This window comes from Aeromonas sp. s7(2024) (assembly GCF_040907825.1).
GTDB classification, from domain to species: domain Bacteria; phylum Pseudomonadota; class Gammaproteobacteria; order Enterobacterales; family Aeromonadaceae; genus Aeromonas; species Aeromonas veronii.
In genome coordinates this window covers 24,306-47,626 of record NZ_JBFOCM010000021.1, presented here as the reverse complement: position 1 = coordinate 47,626, position 23,321 = coordinate 24,306, and the positions used below count along the sequence as shown (strand labels likewise).

General features: G+C 60.7%; 20 protein-coding genes. 9 read left to right on the top strand and 11 right to left on the bottom strand.

From position 1 onward, the window contains the following. Positions 1-122 precede the first annotated feature (122 nt). Positions 123-2,699 (bottom strand): leucine--tRNA ligase, encoded by a 2,577-nt coding sequence (leuS, locus tag AB5Y73_RS08860; protein WP_107683552.1) that lies wholly within the window; start codon positions 2,697-2,699, stop codon positions 123-125. Positions 2,700-2,844: 145 nt separating this feature from the next. Here leuS and AB5Y73_RS08855 point away from each other — a divergent pair, with 145 nt between their 5' ends. Next, entirely contained in the window at positions 2,845-3,339 is a 495-nt protein-coding gene (locus AB5Y73_RS08855) for a zinc ribbon-containing protein (protein WP_107683553.1), read from the top strand. Positions 3,340-3,423: 84 nt separating this feature from the next. Here AB5Y73_RS08855 and AB5Y73_RS08850 read toward each other — a convergent pair whose 3' ends face one another. From AB5Y73_RS08850 to fldB, 3 genes are all read right to left on the bottom strand, one after another. Then, positions 3,424-4,764 carry a TldD/PmbA family protein gene (locus tag AB5Y73_RS08850; RefSeq protein ID WP_107683554.1) on the bottom strand — a complete coding sequence of 447 codons (1,341 nt, stop codon included), beginning with the start codon at positions 4,762-4,764 and terminating at the stop codon, positions 3,424-3,426. Then, complete coding sequence (locus AB5Y73_RS08845; RefSeq protein ID WP_107683555.1) at positions 4,764-6,164, bottom strand: TldD/PmbA family protein; 1,401 nt, start codon at positions 6,162-6,164, stop codon at positions 4,764-4,766. The genes AB5Y73_RS08850 and AB5Y73_RS08845 overlap by 1 nt, the downstream gene beginning before the upstream one ends. A 202-nt stretch (positions 6,165-6,366) precedes the next feature. Next, the gene (gene fldB, locus AB5Y73_RS08840; RefSeq protein ID WP_005335151.1) at positions 6,367-6,885 is read right to left on the bottom strand and encodes a flavodoxin FldB; all 519 of its coding nucleotides are present in this window, start codon (positions 6,883-6,885) and stop codon (positions 6,367-6,369) included. 250 nt (positions 6,886-7,135) lie between these two features. On the opposite strand from fldB, the gene xerD reads away from it, so the two are divergent. Further along, on the top strand, positions 7,136-8,035 hold the full coding sequence (xerD, locus tag AB5Y73_RS08835) for a site-specific tyrosine recombinase XerD (RefSeq protein WP_107683705.1): 900 nt from the start codon (positions 7,136-7,138) through the stop codon (positions 8,033-8,035). Positions 8,036-8,107: 72 nt separating this feature from the next. Here xerD and mscL read toward each other — a convergent pair whose 3' ends face one another. Beyond that, entirely contained in the window at positions 8,108-8,518 is a 411-nt protein-coding gene (gene mscL / locus AB5Y73_RS08830; RefSeq protein ID WP_047438040.1) for a large-conductance mechanosensitive channel protein MscL, read from the bottom strand. A 316-nt stretch (positions 8,519-8,834) separates the two neighbouring features. Here mscL and AB5Y73_RS08825 point away from each other — a divergent pair, with 316 nt between their 5' ends. From AB5Y73_RS08825 to AB5Y73_RS08815, 3 genes are all read left to right on the top strand, one after another. Then, a complete protein-coding gene (locus tag AB5Y73_RS08825) occupies positions 8,835-9,482 on the top strand; it encodes a disulfide isomerase DsbC N-terminal domain-containing protein (RefSeq protein WP_005335146.1) in 648 nt (215 codons plus the stop codon). Next, complete coding sequence (recJ, locus tag AB5Y73_RS08820; RefSeq protein ID WP_107683556.1) at positions 9,448-11,178, top strand: single-stranded-DNA-specific exonuclease RecJ; 1,731 nt, start codon at positions 9,448-9,450, stop codon at positions 11,176-11,178. The genes AB5Y73_RS08825 and recJ overlap by 35 nt, the downstream gene beginning before the upstream one ends. A gap of 157 nt (positions 11,179-11,335) precedes the next feature. Then, a complete protein-coding gene (locus AB5Y73_RS08815) occupies positions 11,336-12,520 on the top strand; it encodes a MerR family transcriptional regulator (protein ID WP_107683557.1) in 1,185 nt (394 codons plus the stop codon). A 68-nt stretch (positions 12,521-12,588) separates the two neighbouring features. Here the strand turns inward: AB5Y73_RS08815 and lnt are convergent, their stop codons facing one another. The 5 genes from lnt to miaB form a co-directional block, all read right to left on the bottom strand. Then, on the bottom strand, positions 12,589-14,133 hold the full coding sequence (lnt, locus tag AB5Y73_RS08810; protein ID WP_107683558.1) for an apolipoprotein N-acyltransferase: 1,545 nt from the start codon (positions 14,131-14,133) through the stop codon (positions 12,589-12,591). A gap of 148 nt (positions 14,134-14,281) precedes the next feature. Beyond that, positions 14,282-15,166 (bottom strand): CNNM family magnesium/cobalt transport protein CorC, encoded by an 885-nt coding sequence (gene corC / locus AB5Y73_RS08805; RefSeq protein ID WP_005354092.1) that lies wholly within the window; start codon positions 15,164-15,166, stop codon positions 14,282-14,284. A gap of 95 nt (positions 15,167-15,261) precedes the next feature. Further along, on the bottom strand, positions 15,262-15,726 hold the full coding sequence (gene ybeY / locus AB5Y73_RS08800; protein WP_069554113.1) for an rRNA maturation RNase YbeY: 465 nt from the start codon (positions 15,724-15,726) through the stop codon (positions 15,262-15,264). Then, positions 15,723-16,772 carry a PhoH family protein gene (locus tag AB5Y73_RS08795; RefSeq protein WP_005354086.1) on the bottom strand — a complete coding sequence of 350 codons (1,050 nt, stop codon included), beginning with the start codon at positions 16,770-16,772 and terminating at the stop codon, positions 15,723-15,725. The genes ybeY and AB5Y73_RS08795 overlap by 4 nt, the downstream gene beginning before the upstream one ends. Positions 16,773-16,826: 54 nt before the next feature. After that, the gene (gene miaB / locus AB5Y73_RS08790) at positions 16,827-18,260 is read right to left on the bottom strand and encodes a tRNA (N6-isopentenyl adenosine(37)-C2)-methylthiotransferase MiaB (protein ID WP_042082727.1); all 1,434 of its coding nucleotides are present in this window, start codon (positions 18,258-18,260) and stop codon (positions 16,827-16,829) included. 265 nt (positions 18,261-18,525) lie between these two features. On the opposite strand from miaB, the gene AB5Y73_RS08785 reads away from it, so the two are divergent. The 4 genes from AB5Y73_RS08785 to AB5Y73_RS08770 all read left to right on the top strand — a co-directional run bounded on the left by AB5Y73_RS08785 (position 18,526) and on the right by AB5Y73_RS08770 (position 22,244). Next, the gene (locus AB5Y73_RS08785) at positions 18,526-19,689 is read left to right on the top strand and encodes an FAD-dependent oxidoreductase (protein WP_107683559.1); all 1,164 of its coding nucleotides are present in this window, start codon (positions 18,526-18,528) and stop codon (positions 19,687-19,689) included. Positions 19,690-19,738: 49 nt separating this feature from the next. Continuing rightward, positions 19,739-20,305 carry a cysteine hydrolase family protein gene (locus AB5Y73_RS08780; RefSeq protein ID WP_107683560.1) on the top strand — a complete coding sequence of 189 codons (567 nt, stop codon included), beginning with the start codon at positions 19,739-19,741 and terminating at the stop codon, positions 20,303-20,305. A 132-nt stretch (positions 20,306-20,437) separates the two neighbouring features. Further along, positions 20,438-21,118 (top strand): excalibur calcium-binding domain-containing protein, encoded by a 681-nt coding sequence (locus tag AB5Y73_RS08775; protein WP_107683561.1) that lies wholly within the window; start codon positions 20,438-20,440, stop codon positions 21,116-21,118. A 199-nt stretch (positions 21,119-21,317) separates the two neighbouring features. Continuing rightward, positions 21,318-22,244 carry a sensor domain-containing diguanylate cyclase gene (locus tag AB5Y73_RS08770; protein ID WP_279499431.1) on the top strand — a complete coding sequence of 309 codons (927 nt, stop codon included), beginning with the start codon at positions 21,318-21,320 and terminating at the stop codon, positions 22,242-22,244. Positions 22,245-22,336: 92 nt separating this feature from the next. Here AB5Y73_RS08770 and AB5Y73_RS08765 read toward each other — a convergent pair whose 3' ends face one another. Then, on the bottom strand, positions 22,337-23,245 hold the full coding sequence (locus AB5Y73_RS08765) for a LysR family transcriptional regulator (RefSeq protein ID WP_107683563.1): 909 nt from the start codon (positions 23,243-23,245) through the stop codon (positions 22,337-22,339). Positions 23,246-23,321: the final 76 nt, after the last annotated feature.

Here is a 23,321-nt window from a genome sequence, read left to right as displayed (position 1 = left end):
TCAGTTGGCAGCCAATTAGTTAGCGACAATGTTGAGCTGTCATGGGCCGGTACGTCGTTACCCATGAGTGGCCACACAGTCAGCCAAGGTCGCCAAATGGTATGACATCAGTTGGCAGCCGATCAGTTAGCGACAATATTGAGCAGCTTGCCAGGTACATAGATCACCTTGCGCACGGTCAGACCGTCGGTGAACTTCTGCACGGAGGCATCGGCCATTGCCAGCTTCTCGACGTCGGCCTGGCTGATCTCGGCCGGCACGGTCAGCTTGCCACGCATCTTGCCGTTGATCTGCACTACCACCAGTTTCTCGGTCTCGACCATGGCCGCTTCATCGGCCACCGGCCAGGCTGCGTGATCGATGTCGTCGCCCTTGCCCAGCATCTTCCACAGCTCGAAGCCGATGTGCGGAGTGATGGGGTAGAGCATGACTACCACGGCTTCCAGCGCTTCCTGCATCAGGGCGCGGTCCTGCTCGTCGCTACCCAGCTTGGCGAGGTTGTTCATCAGCTCCATGATGGCGGCGATGGCGGTGTTGAAGGTCTGACGGCGACCCACGTCATCACTCACCTTGGCGATGGTCTTGTGCAGTTCACGACGAATGGCTTTCTGCTCGTTGGTGAGAGCAGCGACATCGAGTGCGGCAACGGCGCCACCGGAGACGTGTTCGAAGGTGACGCGCCACAGGCGACGCAGGAAGCGCTGGGCCCCCTCTACGCCGGAGTCGGACCACTCCAGCGTCATTTCTGCCGGAGAGGCGAACATCATGAACAGACGGACGGTATCGGCGCCGTAACGCTCGACCATCAGCTGCGGGTCGATACCGTTGTTCTTGGACTTGGACATCTTGGTCATGCCGGAGTGCATTACCTCACGGCCTTCGTTGTCGATGGCCTTGGTGATGCGACCCTTCTCGTCACGCTCTACCTTGACGTCGGTCGGGCTGACCCAGACGTTGCCGCCCTTCTCGTCTTTGTAGTAGAAGGCGTCGGCCAGCACCATGCCCTGGCAGAGCAGACGCTTGAACGGCTCGTCGCTGTTGACCAGACCCGCGTCACGCAGCAGCTTGTGGAAGAAGCGGGCGTAGAGCAGGTGCATACAGGCGTGCTCGATACCGCCGATGTACTGATCCACCGGCAGCCAGTGGTTGGCAGCCGCCGGATCCAGCATGCCCTTGTCGTAGTCCGGAGAGCAGTAGCGCGCGTAGTACCAGGAGGACTCCATAAAGGTGTCGAAGGTATCGGTCTCGCGGAACGCTTCCTGACCGTTGTAGGTGGTCTTGGCCCACTCGGCGTCAGCCTTGATTGGGCTCTGGATACCGTCCATCACCACATCTTCCGGCAGCAGTACCGGCAGCTGGTCTTCCGGCGTCGGCACCACGGTACCGTCAGCCAGAGTCAGCATCGGGATGGGAGCACCCCAGTAGCGCTGACGGGAGACACCCCAGTCACGCAGACGGTAGTTGACGGTGCGCTTGCCCTTGCCGAGCCCTTCCAGCTTGCTGGCGATGGCATCAAAGGCGCCCTGGAAGTCGAGACCGTCAAACTCGCCGGAGTTAAACAGCACGCCCTTCTCGGTGTAAGCCGCTTCGCTCACGTCGACGTCGCCATCAACCGGCTTGATCACCGCCTTGATGTCGAGGCCATATTTGGTGGCGAATTCGAAGTCACGCTGATCGTGGGCCGGAACTGCCATCACGGCGCCGGTGCCGTAGTTCATCAGCACGAAGTTGGCGACCCAGACCGGTACCTTGCGGCCATCCAGCGGGTGAATGGCATAGAGGCCGGTGGCCATGCCCTTCTTCTCCATGGTGGCCAGCTCGGCTTCGGCGACCTTGGTGTTCTTGCACTCTTCGATAAAGGCGGCCAGCTCCGGATTGTTCTGGGCCGCTTGCAGCGCCAGCGGGTGACCGGCGGCGATACCGACATAAGTCACGCCCATGAAGGTGTCCGGACGGGTGGTATAGACCTCCAGTTGCTCAGACTGACCCTCGATGGCGAAGCTGATGTTGACCCCTTCGGAGCGGCCAATCCAGTTGCGCTGCATGGTCTTGACCATCTCTGGCCAGCCTTCCAGATTGTCGATGTCGCTGAGCAGCTCTTCGGCGTAGTCGGTGATCTTGATGAACCACTGGGGGATCTCTTTCTGCTCCACCGGGGTGTCACAGCGCCAGCAGCAGTTGTCGACCACCTGCTCGTTGGCCAGCACTGTCATGTCGTTCGGGCACCAGTTGACGGAGGAGGTCTTCTTGTAGACCAGACCCTTCTCGTAGAGCTTGGTGAAGAACCACTGCTCCCAGCGGTAGTAATCCGGTTTGCAGGTGGCGATTTCACGATCCCAGTCATAACCCAGACCCAGCATCTTCAGCTGGTTCTTCATGTATTCGATGTTTTCGTAGGTCCAGGGCGCCGGCGCGGTATTGTTTTTGATCGCGGCGTTCTCGGCCGGCAGACCGAATGCATCCCAACCTATGGGTTGCAGCACGTTCTTGCCATTGAGGCGTTGATAACGGGAGATCACATCACCTATGGTGTAGTTACGAACGTGCCCCATGTGTAGTCGACCAGACGGATAGGGGAACATGGACAGGCAGTAGAACTTCTCCTTGTCTACCTTCTCCACGGCCTTGAAGGTTTTCTTGGCATCCCAGTGCTTTTGCACTGCTGGTTCGATTGATTGGGGAACGTATTGCTCTTGCATTGGTGACATCCGGATCTGTGAAATGAATAGATAAATCAGCTGGGAAATCGCAATAGAATACCCATATCCTGCGGCGGCAACAACCGCCAGCGTCCCTTGGGCCTTAAGCCGGGCCAGATCAGGGTTTAGTAGAGGAGTTAGAGCCATGGACAAACGTCAAAAAGGGTACGAAGCCTTCATTGCCGAGCTGCAAAAACAGTGGCAAGAGACTGAAGAGTTCCAGGGGGAGCGCCTCAACCGGATGATTGCCAAGGTGCAGGCCTATCTGGAGGCGGCCAGCGACCTGACTCAGGACGAACTGGCGCTGATCGCCGAGTACGTGAAACGGGATCTGGGCAACTATGACGAGGGGCGCCATGACGATTGTGCGCAGGTGGAAGAGTCTGCCTTTATGCTGGCCCTCAAAGACACCGCCTGGTCCTGGCTGGCGGATGTGACCGACCGCGCCCAGGTGGAGTGGCGCGAGCTGGCCGACGAGCTGGAGCATAAGGGTGTTTACGAAGCGGGTGACTGGGTGGGGCTCGGGGTCATGGTGTGCGACCAGTGCGGCTGGCGTCATACCGTGCTGCATCCCCAGCAGCTCGATACTTGCCCCGAATGCGGCTGCGCCGAGTATCATCGCGAGCCGCTCTCGCCCTGAGTCATGCCATCAATGCGGACGAGATAACGAGCAAAAAGGCGCCATCAGGCGCCTTTTTCTTACTTGCAGGTTTCGTCGGGGCGTTTACTTGCCCGCGACGGAGAGACCGCCAAAACGGATCTGCGGGGCGTAGAAGCCCTTGCCATCGTTGTGGTGCAGGGTGTCACCGACCGCTTCCAGCTCGCCCAGCAGGCGGTAGAAGTTGCCTGCTACCGTGATGCCGCGCACCGACTGCAGGCGAACTCCATCGCGACAGAGGAACCCTGACGCGCCAAAGGAGAAGTCGCCGCTCACCGCATCGGCACCCGAATGCAGGCCATCCAGCTTGACCAGCTCCAGATAGTCGCCGCTCTGCACCTCCGCTTCCCTATGGGGGCCCGCGCCGAACACCAGATGGCGAGCGGTCACATCGAGGGCGCTGCGAGCGCCGCGGGCGGCCGAGCCGTTGCTGGCGACGCCAAAGTGGCGGGCGGTGGCGCTGTTGTGGAGCAGGGTTTTCAGCTCCCCTTCGCCAATCAGCAGCAGATCCGAGCTGGCCGCCCCCTCGCCATCAAACGCCTTGATGTTCATGCCGCCTGGCATATAGACCCGGCTTTCCAGAGTAAGCCAGCGTGACGCCACGCTCTGGCCGACCTTGCTGCGCCAGGGGTTGATCCCTTGTTGGGCCCACTTGCCCGACAGAACGCCCTGAAAGCAGCCAAACAGGCTGGCGAAGCAGTTGGTGCTAAAGATGACGCTGTAGCGACGGCTCGGCACCGCTTCACCGGGCAGTAGTCCATCGGCGATGGCGTAGATCTGCTCGATCAGGGCCTGGCTATCCAGCTCGTCGAAGCGACGGCCATACTGGCCCTGCGAGTGCATCGACTGGCGGCCATCCCGTTCCACCAGCGCCGAGGTGTAGCAGCCGACGCTGAACTCGCCGTGCTGGCAGAGGGTGCCCTGACTGTTGGCGAGCCAGATCTGGCTCTCCCCTTCAAAGAAGCTGTTGTAGGGGGCGCCGCTCACATCGGGCATGGCCAGCATGTCAGATTCCAGACGCAGGGCCAGAGCGATCTTCTCCTCAACCGGCGTGGTATCGGGCTGGTTGATCTCGGCGCAATCTGTGGTGATCCGGCTATTGGCCACCGAGATGCGCTGATCCGCATCCACCTTGGCAAAGCGGCTGGCATCGAGCGCATCTTGCAGCATTGCATCCAGCGCCAGCTCATCGAGCGCTTCCGAGTAGGCGATGCCGACCCGACCCTCCTTGATCAGGCGAATGCCGAGCTGCTGGCTGCTGGTGACCTTGTATTCACCCAGCTCGCCCTTGTCTGCCTTGAGGGAGAAGGCCTTCTCCTGATTGGCGATGATGTCTGCCTCGGCGTTGAGGTCGGCCACCTTGTCGAGCAGGCGAGTGAGCAGTTGGTTCATGTCGAGCTGGCTCATCAGACGTTCCCTCCCACCAGAATATTGTCCACTTTCAGCGCCGGCTGGCCCACCGAGGTGGGGACCGAGCCCGAGACTGAGCCGCACATGCCGGCGGCCAGTGCCAGATTGCGGCCCACCATGGAGATCTCTTTCAGCACCTGCGGGCCGGTGCCGATCAGGGTGGCCGACTTGAGCGGTTTGGTGATTTTGCCGTGCTCGATGAGGTAGGCCTCCTGCACATTGAAGTTGAACTCGCCGGTGCCGGGCTGTACCGAGCCGCCCCCCATCTTCTTGGCGTAGATGCCATGTTCGACGGTGGCCAGCATATCGTCGAGGCTGTGGTTGCCCGGCTCGATATAGGTGTTGCGCATGCGCGAGGTGGGGGCGTACTTGTAGGATTCGCGCCGCCCGGAGCCGGTGCGGGCGTAGCCCGTCTTGAGGGCCCCCATTCTGTCCACCAGAAAGCCGGTCAGTACGCCGTCCTTGATGAGTTGGGTATGCTGGGTCGCCATCCCCTCGTCATCGACGTTGATGGAGCCCCAGGCATTGCCTTGCAGTCCTTCATCCACCGCATTGACCACCGGATTGGCGATGAGCTGGCCCATCTTGTCGTGGAATACCGACGCCTTTTTGGCTACCGAGGTGGTCTCCAGCAGGTGGCCGCACGCTTCGTGGAAGATGACGCCGCCAAAGCCGTTCTCCATGATGACCGGCAGGGTGCCGCTCGGGCAGGGAGCCGCGCCCAGTTTCACCAGTGCCTGACGGGTGGCGGTGAGGGCCAGCTCGCGCGGATCGATGCGATCGGCATGCTCCCAGCCCATCAGGGCGCCGGGGGCCTCGTAACCGACGCTCTGCTCGCTCCCTTCCATGGCGATGGTCTGGGCCATGATGCGGTTGTAGTGGCGGCGATCGGCCACTTGCACTCCTTCGCTGTTGAAGATCTCCACCTCCTGCTCCCAGCCCAGCACGTTGCCGGAGAACTGGCTCACCTTGCTGCTCTCGGCACGGGCCACCGCATCCATGGCGTGCAGATAGGCGATCTTCTGCTCCAGCAGCTTGTCTGCCGAGAGCGGCAGGGCGACCGGGTTACGGTCGGTCAGGCGGGTGAAATCAAAGGCGGTGGCGGTCACCACCGGGTCGCGGCGGTCTTTGGCCGCCAGCAGGGTGACGATGCGCAGCAGCTCGTCGCGGCTGGCCAGATTGGTGTAGCCGTAGAGCACCTTGTGGCCGTAACAGAGGCGCACACCGATGCCGAAATCGAGGCCGCCGCTGATGTTCTCTATCTGGCTGGAGAGCAGGCTGAGCTGGCTGCGGCGCTTGCGCTCGACAAACAGCTCGGCGAAATCGGCACCCAGCGCGAGTGCGTGATCGAGCACGTCACGGGCAATGGCGGGGGCCAACAGGGAGAATGGGGTCATAGAATATCCTTTTCTGGTCTGTCCGTTTGCTTCCGACATCCGGCTCTGATTGTTATGGGATGTCGAGTCCATTGTTGCAGACCAGCACAAAAAAGTCGCTATAGCGTCATGCGATGATACCGATTGAGAAAATCGGTGCGATAACTGCGCCCGGCGGCCAGGGCCAGGCGCTCAGGGTCGTTTTGCCAAAACGTGGGAAAGATCAGAGCAGGGCGTGGATTTCGCTCAGGATCTGCTCGACCCACTGCTCGATGCGCGGATCGGTCTGGTCATATTGGTTGGCATCATCGAGGGCCAGCCCGACGAAGTGACGGCCATCGTCGATCAGTGCCTTGGAGGCATCGAATTCGTACCCTTCGTTGGGCCAGTAGCCCACCAGCTTGACCCCTTTTGGCACCAGCTGATCGTGCAGCATGCCGAGGGCGTCCTGGAACCATTCGCCATAACCGAGCTGATCGCCGAGGCCAAACAGGGCCACGATGCGCCCCTCCAGATGGAGGTCGGCGATATCTTCCCAGCGGGACTCCCAGTCCTCCTGCAGTTCGCCAAAATCCCAGGTGGAGATGCCGAGGATCAGGATCTCGTAATCCTCCATCCGGCGCAGGGAGACATCCTTGATATTGTGAATATCCACCAGCTCGGGGCCGATGAGGGCGCGGATCTTCTCGGCTGCCATCTCGGTGTAGCAGGTGGTGGAACCGTAAAACAGACCAATCTTCATCGCTCTTCTCTCTGTTGGCGCTTTCTCGCTTGCTTTTGGCGCGTTCTCGCATGCTCGTGTGGGCTGCGCCATGTTGGCAACACGATGGGTAACGTAAGGGGAGGGCGCCAGTCTAGCAGATTGCCATTCGACCTTCACCGCCCGGCAAGGGGCGTGGCAAACGTGCCTTATCTTTCCAATGAAAGTGCCTTGTCTTCCCAAGGAGTTGGCGCGTTACAATGGGCCATCTTTCCCCTGATTGCAGCGCACCATGAGCAAGCCCGACCCCCATCCCCTGATTGAACCCTTTCTCGATGCCCTCTGGCTGGAGCGGGGATTGTCTGACAACACGGTCAGCTCCTATCGCAGCGATCTGGAGAAGTTCTCCCTCTGGCTCGACGCGCAGGGGAGCTCGCTGCTGCTGGCGGGGATGGACGAGATCCAGCACTACCTCGCCTGGCGGGTCGATCACCAGTTTGCGGCGAGCAGCACAGCCCGCTTCTTGTCGGCCCTGCGCCGTTTTTACCAGTATCTCAACCGCGAGAAGCTGCGCAGCGACGATCCGACCGTGCTGCTGGAGGGGCCCAAGCTGCCGAAAAAACTCCCTTCTGATTTAAGCGAAGCGGAAGTGGAAGCACTCTTGAGCGCGCCGCTGGTGGATGACCCGCTGGAGTTGCGGGACAAGGCGATGCTGGAGCTGCTCTACGCTACCGGCTTGCGGGTTTCCGAGCTGGTGGGGCTCACTGCTGAGCATGTCAGTTTGCGTCAGGGCTTGGTGCGCGTAGTGGGCAAGGGCAACAAGGAGCGGTTGGTGCCGATGGGCGAGGAGGCGATGCACTGGCTGGAGCGTTACTACCGGGAGGCTCGCACCCTGCTGCTGGGTGGCACCAGCTCGGATGTGGTGTTTCCCTCCAAGCAGGCCCGTATGATGACCCGCCAGACCTTCTGGCATCGCATCAAGCTCTATGCCCTGCGGGCCGGGATTAACGGCGAGCTATCCCCCCATACCTTGCGCCACGCCTTTGCCACCCATCTGCTCAACCACGGCGCCGACCTGCGGGTTGTGCAGATGCTGCTGGGTCACGCGGATCTTTCCACCACCCAGATCTACACCCATGTGGCCAACGAACGGCTCAAGGCGCTGCACGGGGAGCACCACCCCAGAGCCTGAGTGGCTGGCCTCCCAAAAACAAAAAACCGCCAGCAGGCGGTTTTTTTATCTCTACACGACAGGAGATGGCGCTTATTTCCCTTGCTGGGATTTCAGCAGATCACGGATCTCGGTCAGCAGCTCCTGATCCTTGGTCGGGCCTGCCGGGGCGGCGGCTTCCTCCTCCTGCTTTTTCTTCAGGGTGTTGATGGCCTTCAGTCCCATGAAGATGGCAAAAGAGATGATCAGAAAGTCGATGATGGTCTGGATGAACTTGCCATAGGCGATAACTACGGCGGGTGTTGCACCTTCTGCGGCCTTCAGGGTGACCGCCAGGTCGCTGAAGTCCACGCCGCCCAGGATCAGGCCGATGGGCGGCATGATCACGTCACCGACAAAAGAGGAGACAATTTTGCCGAAGGCGGCACCAATGATGATACCGACCGCCATGTCGATGACGTTGCCGCGGGCGGCAAAGGCTTTGAACTCTTGAATCAGACTCATTATTTCCTCCGAAATTAAACAAGATAGCGCGTTGATTACCCTTGCCAAAGGGCGAACTCTTGTCAGGAAAAACAGAGGCTAAGCCGCGTTGTTCCTGTCGTCCTGACTAGCTTGCGGGCGTTATGAGTCCTTGGCAATCGGGGGGAACCATTTTTTTGGTACAAAGTGATATTAATTTTTTGGTAAGTAGCTGGTTGAATGATGAGCTGTGCTGCTGTAGTTTGCTGGGTCGATTCATTCATACCATGTGAGTAAACAAGTGAAGTATTTACTACTGGGAATGATGCTTTTGTGCACATTTGCTGCCAGAGCGGGGATGGATACCCAAGCCTTGAAACAGACCATCACGGCCCGGCTGGGGGTCCCCGTCTATCTGGTTGAACCGACCCCGATTGCGGGGTTGTATATGCTGGGCACCTCACAGGGGGTGCTCTACAGCGATGCCAAAGGGGATTATGTGGTGCAGGGGGTCATGCTGGATATGACTCGCGACATGAAGAACCTGACCATCTCGGGTATGCGCGAGCAGCGCCGGCTTGGGCTGGCACAGGTGGCTCATGCCCCCATCGTGCTCAAGGCCCGTGATGAGCGTCACCGGGTTGCACTGTTTCTCGGCGAGCAGGATGCCAAGCGCCGTCAGCTCTCCGGCACCTTGCAACACCTGCAGGCATCCGGGGTGAGCGTGGCACTCTATCCGGTGATTGATCACGCCGAACGGGCCGCCGACTGGTGCAGCGATCCCCTGCTGCAAAATGATCCGTTAAAAGCCTATTTGCCTCAAACGGCATGTAGTGAGACCCTTATCCAAAATATTGGCCTGAGCCAATGGTTGGGGGTCAAGGTACTGCCGGCCTGGGTCTCCTCCGACGGGGATCTGGTGCGCGGGTATCAGAGCCCCGAACAGCTGCTCAAGATACTGGATCATATTGATGTCCCTGCAAATCCGTCGTCGTCCGCGAGTTGATGATTCCCATCTGCCTGCCACCTTGCATCCTCTGCTTCGCCAAATCTTCGCCAGTCGTGGCGTAGAGGATCCCGCCCTGCTGGAGCGCAGCGCCAGCCAGCTGTTGCCGCCCCAGCGCCTTTATGGGATGGAGCAGGCGGTGCCGCTGCTGGCGGATGCCCTGATTGTCCAGAAACGGATTCTGATTGTCGGCGACTTCGACTGCGATGGTGCCACCAGTTCGGCGCTGTGTGTGCTGGCCCTGCGCGCCATGGGCGGTCGCCATATCGATTTTCTGGTGCCCAATCGCTTCGAGTTTGGCTACGGCCTCACCCCCGAAATTGTTGAGCTGGCGGTGGCGCGCGGCGCCGAGTTTCTGATCACGGTGGATAACGGCATCTCCAGCATCGCCGGGGTGGCGGCTGCCAAGGCGGCGGGCATGCAGGTACTGGTTACCGATCACCATTTGCCGGGTCAGGAGCTGCCTGACGCCGATGCCATCGTCAACCCGAACCAGCGCGGTTGCGACTTCCCCTCCAAGTCGCTGGCCGGGGTGGGGGTGGCCTTCTACCTGATGGCGGCCCTCAACACCCATCTGCGTCAGCTCGGCTGGTACGAACGGCAAGGGTTGCGAGCCCCCAATGTGGCGGATTACCTCGATCTGGTGGCCCTCGGCACGGTCGCCGACGTGGTGGCGCTCGATGGCAACAACCGCATTCTGGTCCATCAGGGCTTGCAGCGGATCCGGGCCGGCCGTTGTCGTCCCGGCATTCAGGCGCTGGTGGATGTGTCGGGCCGCGATGGTCGTCGCCTCACCGCCGCTGACCTCGGTTTTGCGCTGGGGCCGCGTCTCAACGCGGTGGGCCGTCTCGATGACATGTCCCTCGGGGTCGCCTGTCTGCTCTGTGATGACCTTAATCTGGCGCGCCAGCTTGCGGCCGAGATGGACAGCCTCAATCAGGAGCGCAAGGAGATCGAGCAGGGGATGCAGCAGGAGGCCCTCGCCACTCTGGAGCAGATCCGTTTTCGCGATGGCGAGGTGCCGTCGGGCATAGTGCTGCACCGCAACGAGTGGCATCAGGGGGTGGTGGGGCTGGTGGCTTCCAAGGTGAAGGAGAAGTACTACCGCCCGGTCATCGCGTTTGCCGAGAGCAGCGAGACCGAGCTCAAGGGCTCCGGCCGCTCCATCCCCGGCGTGCACCTGCGCGATGCGCTGGAACTGCTCGATACCCGCCACCCGGGCCTGATGGGCAAGTTTGGCGGCCATGCCATGGCGGCAGGGTTGACCCTGCCCAAGGCCAATATCGAGGCCTTCGGTCGGGCCTTTGAGGCGATCATCAGTGAGCTGGTGACACCGGAGCTTTTGACCGGGGTGCTGCTCACCGATGGCGAGTTGTTGCCGGATGAGCTCAACCTCGAGCTGGCGGAGCTGATTCGCGCCTCCGGCCCCTGGGGTCAGGCCTTCCCCGAGCCACTGTTTGACGGCGAATTCGTGCTGGTGCAGCAGCGGCTGGTGGGGGAGAAGCACCTCAAGATGATGCTGACAACCGATTCCGGTCACGCGGTGGATGCCATCGCCTTTGGCGTCGATCTCAAGCGCTGGCCCGATGCCTCGGTGAAGCGGGTGCGGCTTGTCTATCGGCTTGACGTCAACGAGTGGCGTGGCAACCGCAGCGTGCAGCTGCTGGTGGAGCATCTGGAGGCGGCCGGTCTCTGAGTCAAGAGCATCGCAGCCCTATCGCTGACAACGGCCACCCTCGGGTGGCCGTTTTTGTTGGCGGATTTCTGGAAAAGGGCGTTGACCCGTCTATAGCTTCACAGTTTAAGCTCGTCTCTATCGGGCCACCTGATGGCCCGCACCGTGAGTGATTGCCATGAAAATATCCGAACTGGCCCGCCGCTGCGGTCTCGCCCGCTCCACCCTGCTCTATTACGAGAAACTGGGAGTGATTGCCGGCACCCGGGCCGCCAACGGCTATCGCCACTATGACGAGGAGGATCTGCAGCGACTGCAGATGGTGCAGGCCCTGCAGGCGGGTGGTCTCAGCCTCAAGCAGTGCCTCGCCTGTCTGGCTGGCGAGATAGATCAGGCGGCATTGCAGGCCCGGGTCAGGGAGCTGGATGAGGAGCTGGCGCGGATGCAGCGCGCCCGGGATCTGTTGGCGGATCTGGCAGGGCTGCGACCGCGCTCTGGTGAGGAATTCAAGGCCTGGCAGCTGCAACTGCAGCGCGAGGCACCGGAGGCCTACTTCGCGTGGGTGATGAAACAGGGTTTTAGCGAGAAAGATCGCTACCACTTGCAATGGTTGAGCAAAGACATGAATGAACATGAGCGTTACATCAAGGACTTTATCCAGCTGCTGGATGGCATGAGTTACTGGGGGCCGGGGGATCGCGCCTTCACCCAGCAGCAGTTTGCCGCCTTGCCCATCCGGCCGCGCCGGATCCTCGACATGGGCTGTGGGCGCGGTGCCTCGACCATGGCGCTGGCTCAGGTGACTGATGCCGCCATTGTGGCCATCGATCTGGAAGAGGAGGCGCTGGCCGCCGTGGCGCACTCCGCCCGTGCAGCGGGCTTTGAGCATGTCTCCACCCTCTGCGCCAACATGGCGGCACTGCCGGACGATCTGGCCCCGGCCGACCTCATCTGGGCAGAGGGGAGTGCTTACGTGATGGGGGTTGCCAATGCACTGAAGGCGTGGCGCCCGCTGCTCGCGAGCCCACAGGCTTGCATCGTGCTGAGTGATGCGGTCTGGCTGACCGATAACCCGCCCGAGGAGGCATTGGCATTCTGGCAGCAGGATTATCCCGCCATGCAGACGCTGGCGGGCCTGCTTGAGACGGTACAAGCGGCAGGCTACCGCTGCCTGTCACACACTCCCTTGCCGATGAGCGCCTGGAACAACTATCTGGACCCTATCGAGGTCAATCTGGTGCGCTATCGAGACGAGCTGGGGGAGAGTGCTGCCTGGCAGGACTTGAGCCGGGAAGTAGCCATCCACCGCCAATATCTGGGCAGTTACGGCTATGTGATCTGCTGCCTGCAAAAAGATACTTGATCAGTTGTCGTAAAAAAAACGAGGCGCCTGCGGGCGCCTCGTTGTTTATCAGGGATTGCGGATGGCCATTACAGCTCGCGGGCCCAGGGGTGAGCCTTGGGGCGCAGCGCCAGCGCCAGACCCAGCAGCAGCACGGTCAGGCCGTAGAGGGGCCAGCTGCCAAAGCGCATGTAGGGGGTCTCGCCGTGGGCGGGACGCACCTCGCTGCGCAGCACGCCCGCTTCAAACTGCGGGATCTGGCCGATGATGCTGCCATCGATCTCGGTCACGATGGTGATGCCGGTGTTGGTGTCCCGCAGCAGCGGACGAGCCAGCTCCAGCGCGCGCATCCGGGCGATCTCCATATGTTGCCAGGGGCCGATGCTGGTGCCGAACCAGGCATCGTTGGAGACGGTCAGCAGGAAGTCGGTATCGGTATTGACGTTGCGGCGCACCTCTTCTGGGAAGATGATCTCGTAGCAGATGGCGGCGGCAAACTTGAGCCCCTTGGCGATCAGGTTTGGCTGCACTTTGTCACCCCGGCTGAAGGAGGACATCGGCAGGTTGAAGAAGGGGGCGATGGGGCGCAGCAGATCTTCAAACGGCACGAACTCGCCGATGGGCAGCAGGTGGTATTTGTTGTAGCGGTTGGAGTGGTTGTAGAAGTAGGACTCCTTGCCATCCGCATCCTGCACCCCCATGCCGAGCACGGTATTGTAGAAGCGCTGTTGCTGCTCGTCGTAGTGAATGATCCCAGCCAGCAGGCCGGTATCGTTCACCTTCATCGCCTTGTCCAGATTCTCCAGATAGGGGCCCATCGCCTTCTCGATGGCCGGGATCGCCGACTCCGGCCAGACGATGATGTCGGCATCCTGATTCTCGCGGCTCAAGTCCTGATAGGTGCGCACCGTGGGGGCCAGCGCCTCCGGATCCCATTTGAGGGATTGGGCGATATTGCCCTGCACCAGTGCCACCTTGACCGGTTCGCCACGGGTCACCCAGTTGAGTTGCATCAGGCCGTGAGCACCGGCAACCAGCAGGGCAGGCACCGCCAGCCAGAGCGGGGAGCGGGATTTCCACACCAGCCAGATAGCGGAAGCGGAGAACAGCAGAGCAAGGGTGATGCCTTGCACCCCGAGAATGGGGGCAAAGCCCTTGAGGGGGCCGTCGATCTGGCTGTAGCCAAACCAGAGCCAGGGGAAGCCGGTCATCACCCAGCCGCGCAGCCAGTCAGCCACTAACCACAGGGCCGGGAAGGCGAGCAGCCAGCGGCTCCAGTGACGGCCGCCAAAGAAGCGGGCGAAGGCCCAGCAGGCGAGAGTCGGGTAGAGGGCCAGATAGGCGGAGAGCCCGGCCAGCAGCACGAAGGCGACCGGCAGCGGGATGCCGCCAAACTCTGTCATGCTGACGTGGATCCACCATAGCCCCGGCAAAAAAAGTCCCATGGCGTAGCCAAAACCGCGCCAGGTGGCCTGTTTCGGCGTGGCTTTGTCCAGCAGAGCGTAGAGGCCAAGCAGGGAGGGGATCACCAGCGGCCAGTAGCCGAAGGGGGAGAAGGCCAGCACGGCGGTGGCACCAGAGGCCAATGCACTGAGGCTTAACAGAATTTTGGAAGTAACAGGGGATAATCTCACGGGCGATGGTGCTCGTCTTGGTGTGCAACTGGGGTCGAATGGCCGGTATCTTAACCTGTAAGCGGGGCAACGGCGAGCCTCGATGCCGGTGGCAGAGAGCACAACGCCCCGAGGTCGGGGCGTTGTTTCACACATCGAGCAGACCTGCTTATTGCGGCTCGGATTGCGCCGCCGCGTGGTGCTCGGGGATCTTCACCTGCAGTTGCTGCAGACGGCGCCGGTCGGCATGCATCACCTTGAACAGGTAGCCGTCCAGCTCGATCTCCTCGCCCTTCTTTGGCAGGTGGCTGAAGGCGTGCATCACCAGACCGCCTACCGTATCCACCTCTTCATCGCTGAATTTGGTGCCGAAGAAGTCGTTGAAATCCTCGATCTCGGTCAGGGCACTGATGGAGAAGACCCGCTTGCTGAGGCGGCGGATTTCGTCCGGCTCATCCTCGATGTCGTCAAACTCGTCGTCGATCTCGCCAACGATCAGTTCCAGTATGTCTTCGATGGTCACCAGACCGGAGACGCCACCAAATTCGTCGACCACGATGGCCATGTGGTAGCGCTCTTCACGGAACTCCTTGAGCAGACGGTCAACCCGTTTGCTTTCCGGCACGATCACCGTGGGGCGCAAGATTTTCTCGAGCTGCAGCGGCTCGCTGGCGTGATGGCCGCCAAACCCGAAGGGGAGCAGATCCTTGGCGAGCAGAATGCCCTCCACATGATCCTTGTCCTCGTTGATCACCGGGAAGCGGGAGTGGCCGGACTCGATGATCACCGGCAGGATTGCATCCACCGGCTGGGACTTCTCGATGGTCACCATCTGGGAGCGGGGGATCATGATATCGCGCACGCGAAGATCGGCGATCTCCAGCACCCCCTCGATCATGTCCTTGGTGTCCTGATCGATGAGGTCGCGCTCTTCGGCATCGGCTATCACGTCTACCAAATCATTGCGGTCTTTTGGCTCGCCCTGGAAGAGTTGGCTGAGTTTGTCGAGCCAGGTTTTCTTCGGCGAGCCGGTACTAGGGTGATCGTCGGTCATTTTCTCTCTTGGTTACTCGTATGAACACACTTGAAATAGTTCGGGTTATATAAGGATGGCCATCTGCTGTTTCAAGACGATGACCATCCGGTTCTTTACTCTTCGTCGTTCAGATAAGGATCGGCAAAACCGAGCTCCTGCATGATGTCGCGCTCAAGCGCTTCCATCTCTTCGGCTTCCTCATCCTCGATATGGTCATAACCTAGCAGATGCAGACTGCCGTGCACAACCATGTGGGCCCAGTGGGCCATCAGGGGCTTGCCCTGCTCCTGTGCCTCGCGCTCCACCACCTGGCGACAGATCACCAGATCGCCGAGCAGCGGTAGCTCCAGACCGGGCGGCGCCTCGAACGGGAAGGAGAGCACGTTGGTGGGCTTGTCCTTGCCGCGATAAGTGAGGTTGAGCTCGTTGCTCTCCGCCTCGTCGACGATGCGCACCGTCACTTCAGCCTCCTGCTGGAAGCCGAGAATGGTGCCGTCGAGCCAGCCTTGCAGCTGGGCTTCGGTGGGCAGGCCGTCGGTGCTGGCACTGGCCAGTTGCAGATCCAGGGTTACGCTCATTGCTCGCTCTCTTTGCTGGAGTTTGTTTGGCCGGCCACCTTCTCGGCTGCCTGTTTGGCATCGAATGCCTCGTAAGCCTGCACGATACGGGCCACCACCGGGTGGCGCACCACGTCTTTGGACTCGAAGAAGTTGAACGACAGACCATCGACCCCTGGCAGCACTTCCAGCGCGTGGCGCAGGCCGGATTTGGCGTTGCGCGGCAGGTCTACCTGGGTGATGTCGCCGGTGACCACCGCCTTGGAGTTGAAGCCGATGCGGGTCAGGAACATCTTCATCTGCTCGGTGGTGGTGTTCTGGGCCTCATCGAGAATGATAAAGGCGTCATTGAGGGTTCTTCCGCGCATATACGCGAGCGGCGCCACCTCGATGATGTTGCGCTCCATCAGCTTCTCGACCCGCTCAAAGCCCAGCATCTCGAACAGGGCGTCGTAGAGCGGGCGCAGGTAAGGATCCACCTTCTGGGAGAGATCGCCAGGCAGGAAGCCCAGCTTCTCACCCGCTTCCACCGCCGGACGGGTCAGCAGAATGCGGCGAATTTCCTGACGCTCCAGCGCATCCACGGCTGCCGCGACCGCCAGATAGGTCTTGCCGGTACCGGCCGGGCCTATGCCGAAGCAGATATCGTGGCGCACGATATTGGCGATGTACTGAGCCTGATTGGGGCTGCGCGGTTTGATGAGACCGCGCTTGGTCTTGACCGTCACCTCCTTGCCATAGGGGATGCTCGGCGCCGGTTCGTCATCCTGCTCCAGCACCCGCGACTCCTGAATGGCCAGATGGACCATGTCGGGAGTGATGTCGGTCACCTTGCCACCCTTGAGGGGCTGGGTTTCCACATAGAGGTGTTTGAGGATGACGGCGGCGGCATCCAGCTGGGCCGGTTTGCCCACCAACTGGAAGTGGCTGTCACGGTAGCTGATCTCGACGCCGAGGCGGCGCTCCAGCTGCTTTATGTTGTCATCGAAGGGGCCGCACAGGCTGGCAAGGCGCTGGTTGTCGGCGGGCTCCAGATGCAGATTCAGGGTCGAGATGTGTCGGCTCAAAATATCCTCGTCTCAAGGCGCTCCCCATCCGCCGGGCGAATGGGGAGGAGGGGATTAATGGGGAGTGAAGGCGGCCACGCCCAGCTCGTCCGGTACGTTATCCGGGCGACGGGCCAGGATTTCGCTCGGTGCGGTGGCGATCCGCAGGTTCATCTCGCTCTCGCCGCGGATGAACTTGCCGCGCAGGGAGTTGGGACGTACCTCGGTGATCTCCACGTCGGCAAAGCCGCCGATCAGGGTGTGCTGGCCTTCGAAGTTGACCACCCGGTTGTTTTCGGTGCGGCCACACAGCTGCATCGGGTCGAGCTTGGAGGGCCCTTCCACCAGGATGCGCTGGGTGGTGCCCAGCATGGCGCGGCCAATCTGCATCGCCTGGTTGTTGATGACGTGCTGCAGGCGGGCCAGACGGGCTTTCTTCACTTCCATGTCGACATCGTCGGGCATGTCGGCGGCCGGGGTGCCCGGGCGCGGACTGAAGATGAAGCTGAAGCTCATGTCGAAACCCACATCCTCGATCAGCTTCATGGTCGCTTCAAAGTCTTCGTCCGTCTCGTTCGGGAAGCCAACGATGAAGTCGGAGCTGATGGTGATGTCGGGACGGGCGGCACGCAGGCGACGGATCTTGGATTTGTACTCCAGGATGGTGTGCGGGCGCTTCATCATGGTCAGGATGCGATCAGAGCCGCTCTGCACCGGCAGGTGCAGGAAGCTGACCACTTCCGGGGTATCTTTGTAGACTTCGATGATGTCGTCGGTGAATTCGATCGGGTGGCTGGTGGTGTAGCGAATGCGATCGATACCGTCGATAGCGGCCACCAGACGCAGCAGCTCGGCGAAGGTGCAGATGCCGTCATCAAAGGTCGGGCCGCGGTAAGCGTTGACGTTCTGACCGAGCAGGTTCACTTCGCGCACGCCCTGCTGGGCGAGCTGGGCGATTTCGTAGAGCACGTCGTCCAGCGGTCGGCTCACCTCTTCACCGCGGGTGTAGGGCACCACGCAGTAAGTACAGTATTTGGAGCAGCCTTCCATGATGGAGACGAACGCGGTAGCCCCTTCGGCGCGCGGTTCGGGCAGGCTGTCGAATTTTTCGATCTCGGGGAAGGCGATATCAACCTGGGCACCACGGCCCTCTTGCACTTCCTTGATCATGGCGGGCAGGCGATGCAGGGTCTGCGGGCCGAACACGATATCCACATAGGGAGCGCGCTGGCGGATGGCGTCGCCCTCCTGAGAGGCAACGCAGCCACCCACGCCGATCACCAGACCGGGCTTGTTGGCCTTGAGCTTTTTCCAGCGTCCCAGCTGGTGGAACACCTTCTCCTGCGCCTTTTCGCGGATGGAGCAGGTATTCAGCAGCAAGACATCTGCCTCTTCGGGCTCTTCGGTAAGGGTGTAGCCATTGCTGGCATCCAACAGGTCGGCCATTTTGGACGAGTCATACTCGTTCATCTGGCAACCCCAGGTTTTAATGTGAAGTTTCTTGCTCATTGCTTCTCTTGACTTGTTTTGAAATCGGCATGGTCAAAGGACCGCGCATTTTACTCCGCAATCTGGATACTGCCTAGCTAATATCCAGCTGGCAATGGTGCTCACCCGATACCTGTTGCCAGCAAGCTCAATAAGCTTTCTCCTTGATTTGACGCAGCAATTCCCCGTTTGTCTCACTGTTTATCAGTCGCCCTTGCGCTATCATGCAGCCATCCGGTTCACGTCCGGGCGCTGTCGCCGGACGCACCCTTTCAGGAATAAATGTATGGAACAGTGTGATATCGCCATCGTCGGCGCCGGCATGGTGGGCGCCGCCACCGCCTGTCTGCTGGCGGCTCAGGGTCTCTCGGTGCGGGTCATCGAGACCCAACTGCCGGAACATTACGCGCCGGAGCAGCCGCTGGATCTGCGGGTCTCCGCCATCAGTCAGGCCTCGGTGGCGCTGCTGGAGCAGGCCGGTGCCTGGCACCATCTGCAGCAGATGCGGCTCTGCCCCTACCGCCGGCTGGAGACCTGGGAGCTGGACGGTTTTGCCACCCGCTTCAATGCCGCCGATCTCGGTCTGCCCCAGCTTGGCTACATCATCGAAAACCGGTTGGTGCAGCTCGCCCTGCTCAAACGGATGGAGGATTTTCCCACCATCCAGACCCACACCCCGGCGGCTGTGACCAGCCTGCGCCAGAGTGCAGATGAAGCTGTGCTGACTCTGGACGACGGCTCCGAGCTGGCGGCCCGCTGGGTGCTGGCTTGCGACGGCGCCGAATCCCACACCCGCAAGCTGGCGGGTATCGGCGTATCGCGCTTCGAGTACCGCCAGCACTGCATGCTGATCAATATCGACACCGACTTTGCGCAGGAAGATATCACCTGGCAGCAGTTCACCCCGAGCGGCCCGCGCGCCTTCCTGCCACTACCAGGCCAGCACGGCTCTCTGGTGTGGTATGACAGTCCGGCTCGGATCCGGGCGCTGGCGGCCATGAGCAACGAAGGGCTTGCCGCCGAAGTGCGCCGCCACTTCCCGAGTCGGCTCGGCGGGTTCACCGTCACCGGCAAGGGGAGCTTCCCGCTGGTGCGCCGCCACGCCAACGACTATCACGTCGGTCGGGTGGTGCTGCTTGGCGATGCTGCCCACACCATCAACCCGCTGGCGGGGCAGGGGGTCAACCTCGGCTTCAAGGATGTCGCCTGCTGGGTCGACTTGCTGCAAGGTGCTGGCGCTGACTGGCATCAACTTGTGCTGGCCGAGCGCTACGAGCGGCGCCGTCGTCCCGACAACCTGCTGATGCAGTCGGGGATGGATCTCTTCTACGGGGTGTTCAGCAACGAGATTGGCCCGCTCAAGCTGGCCCGTAATCTGGCACTCAATCTGGCGGATAAAGCTGGCCCCTTAAAGGAGATGGCGCTGCGCTATGCACTGGGGCTGGTTTGACAGGTCGGAACCAGATAACACGGGCTGAATTCGCGAAGGAGCAAAGGTGATGAACAAGGCACTGCTGGTGATCGACTTTATCAACGATATTGCCCATCCCGACGGGCGCATTGCCGCCTCCGCAGCCCATGTGCTGGAGCAGGATGCCATCGCGCATGCCAATCAGGCGCTGGCCCATGCCCGCGCCAACGGCTGGCTGGTAGTGCTGATCAAGGTGGGCTTTGACGGCGGCTATCAGCTGCAACCCAAGGGGTCTCCCATGTTTGGTCGCGCTCACCAGTTGGGGGCGCTCTCTTTGGCTGACAGCGGCACCGACTTTCATCCTGATCTGGATGTGCAATCCGGTGATCTGGTGCTGGCTAAGCCCAGGGTCAGCCCCTTCTATGGCACGGCGCTGGAGCCTGCGCTGCGGGCCAACCACATCGACCACCTCTATCTGTGCGGGGTGAGCACTAGCTGGGCCATTCAGGCGGCAGCGCGGGATGGTCACGATCGCGACTACGCCATCACCATTCTGGAGGATGCCTGCGCCGCCGCAGATGCCACCGAGCATCACACCTCGCTGCGGATGTTGGGTCGCATCGCCGAGATCATCAAGGTGTCCCAGCTGGCTTGATCCTTAACGCAGGCTGCGCCCGATCACCGTGTTGAGATTGACTCTGCGGCCCCCTGTCGGGCCGCAGCGCTTTTGGGCAACATGATTGTCGGGCAATATAGTGCTCACATGGATAACAACAAGGATGGACAGATGCGTTATCAGGGACGGATCGCGAGCTGGAACGAGGCGCGCGGCTTTGGATTTATTACGCCGGAGCAAAATGGCGCCGAGCAGACAATCAATGGATCACGCGGTGCAGGGCTGTTTGTGCATGTTACGGCGCTGCAATCAGATGGCCGCGTGCCAGAGCCGGGGGAGCGTGTCACCTATCTGATCGGCAGTGGCCAGGATGGCAAACCGAGGGCGTTACAGGTCTTTTTCCCCGATCGCCCGCTCACGTTGGCGGATGCCGTGCCGTCGGCCGCACCATCAGCAACAAGATCAGCCACATCATCAGCGGCGCCATCATTTCGGACGACAAGTCAGCCGCCACGACCTACCTTGACCAGAGAGAGAAGTAACCCCTATCGACGTCGCAAGAGCAGCTGGAGTGGCAAATTGATCCCTCTGCTGGTGCTCGTCGGCCTCTTTTCCATCTATTCCCGTTTCTCGGCCGAGTCGATGGCGCCATTGCCGGTCTCCTCTTTCAATCAGGAGGAGGTCAGCACGCCACAGGCAACGACCTTTATTCGCCAGTGTGATGGTCGGCAGCATTGCTCCCAGATGACCTCCTGCGAGGAGGCAACCTGGTTTTTGCAACATTGCCCGAACACCAAAATGGACGGAGAGGGCGATGGTATCCCCTGCGAAAATCAGTGGTGTGGTCATTAATTGTGACTTATCAGATACATATGCTCATGATGTGCTCTTGTTATCCGGAACAGGGAAACTGGCCTGAAACCTTGCCGGATGGTGTTCGATGGTGAAATTTGGTCTCAGTTGGCTAAGTGGGAATGGGGTGCTTTACTCTATCTGCTGGCTTTATTGTTAATAGATGGCGGTATGCCACTTTTGCCACAGGATGGCCATCATGGTGGATGATATACAGAGGCCGCGAAGTCACTTCTCCGAGCGGGCTCATTATCTGGCTGCGCTGGAAGACCAGATATCGGTGATAGACCGGGATGGCGTGATCCATTACACCAATCTCGCCTGGGAGCTGTTTGGTGAACAAAATGGCATGCCCAAGGGATATAACTGGCTCGGAGTCAATTACATGGGGGCTTGTGACGCTGAATCCGAGCCCTCTGGATTGGCTGCCGTGGAGGGGATCCTTCGGGTTATCCGTCATCAGCAGGAGAAGTTCTATCTGGAATACCCCTGCCACAGCCCCGACACCCAGCGCTGGTTTATGATGCGAGTAGCGCCGGTACCCGGGCTTGATGCCGAGTATTTTTCCATCGCCCATATCAATATCACCGAGCGCAAGCTGCTGGAGCTGGAAGTTGCCAGCCTCTCCCAACACGATCCCTTGACCGGACTGGCCAATCGGCGGCTGTTCAACAGCTTTTTGCATAACGAGTGGCGGCGCAGCATGCGTGAACACACACCGCTCTCCCTCATCATGCTGGATCTGGATAACTTCAAGGCGTGCAATGACCATCTTGGTCATCAGATGGGGGATGGCTCCCTCCAGCTGGTGGGCCATCTTCTGCAATCCTTCTGCCAGCGTCCGGCGGATCTGCCCTGCCGTTTTGGTGGTGATGAGTTTGCCCTGATCCTCGGCAATACCGATCGAGATGCGGCCCAGCGGATTGGAGAGGAGATCCGCCAGGCCATCAACGATCTCGACATCGTGGTGGCAAATAATATTCAGCTTAGCGCCAGTATTGGCATTGCCACCTACACGGCAGAGCAACCGCTGGAGGGGGAAGGGGCGTTGCTGGCTGCGGCCGATGCGGCGCTTTATTGCGCCAAGGGGGCGGGTAAAAACCGTAGCCACTGCGCCAGCTGTTGAGCCGCATTGCCGCTTTTGTCCTGCTTGCGCCCCCTTGATGGGGGCGCACTGTTTTGACGTGGCACGATGTTAGCTACCAGCGAGCGTTGGTTTCAGCGCTCGGGTGTGGCCGACACCGGCAGGGGATGGCTGGCGATCACCTGCCTGACGAAGTGATCCCTGATGGGGTCGGCAAAGTCCGGATTCCATACCATGCTGACCTCCCACTCGGAGCTGGGACCAGAGAGGGGATAGAGGGTGACATCGGGCCCGGCGATAAAACTGACGCTGCGCGGCAGGATGGCGTTGCCTATGCCCGCCGCGACCAATGCCACCAGCGTCTGGATATCCTCGGCCTCCTGGACCATGCCGGTCAGCCGATTGGCGCCGAGAAAACCGGCGATCTGCTGGCTGAGACCGGGGCAGCGGTGGCCCACCATCTGCAACAGGGGTTGACTGGTCAGTGCCTGCTGGACGTCGAATGCGGCCGGGTCTGGTTCGGTCATTCGTGTCGGCACCGCCAGCACCAGCCGGTCGATCAGCAATCTGTGCTCCTGTAACTGCGGCATCTGAGGTCTGCGCATAAAGCCCAGCTGCAACTGGCCGGAGAGCAACTGCTCCTGCTGGATCGCGGAGGGCATATCCTGCAGATGGACCATCACGTCCGGGACCTGCTGCTTGAAGCGGGCCACCAGCGAGGGTGCAAGCGCGAAACTCGACAGACCGAAGCCAATCTTGAGCCGACCGGCTACCCCGCTCGTCACCGCCAGCGCATGGCTTTCGAACTCCCGACCGTGCTCGACCAGCGCACTCGCCTGAGTGAGCAGCTGGGCGCCGAGCGCCGTCAGCTCGGCGCCGTGGCGGCCCCGTTTGAACAGGGTGCAGCCCAGCGTCTGCTCCAGCCCCTGGATCTGCTTGGTGAGGGCCGGTTGGGTGATAAAGAGGCGGCTGGCCGCTTCCCGGTAGTTGGCGGTGTCGGCCAGCGTCACAAACGCCTGCAGTTGCCTCAAGTCGAATTTCATTCCAATTGGTTATCCAAAGTGGCGATTTATTGATTATAAATTATCTAATCGCCTTGTTCTAATGGCTCGGCAAGGG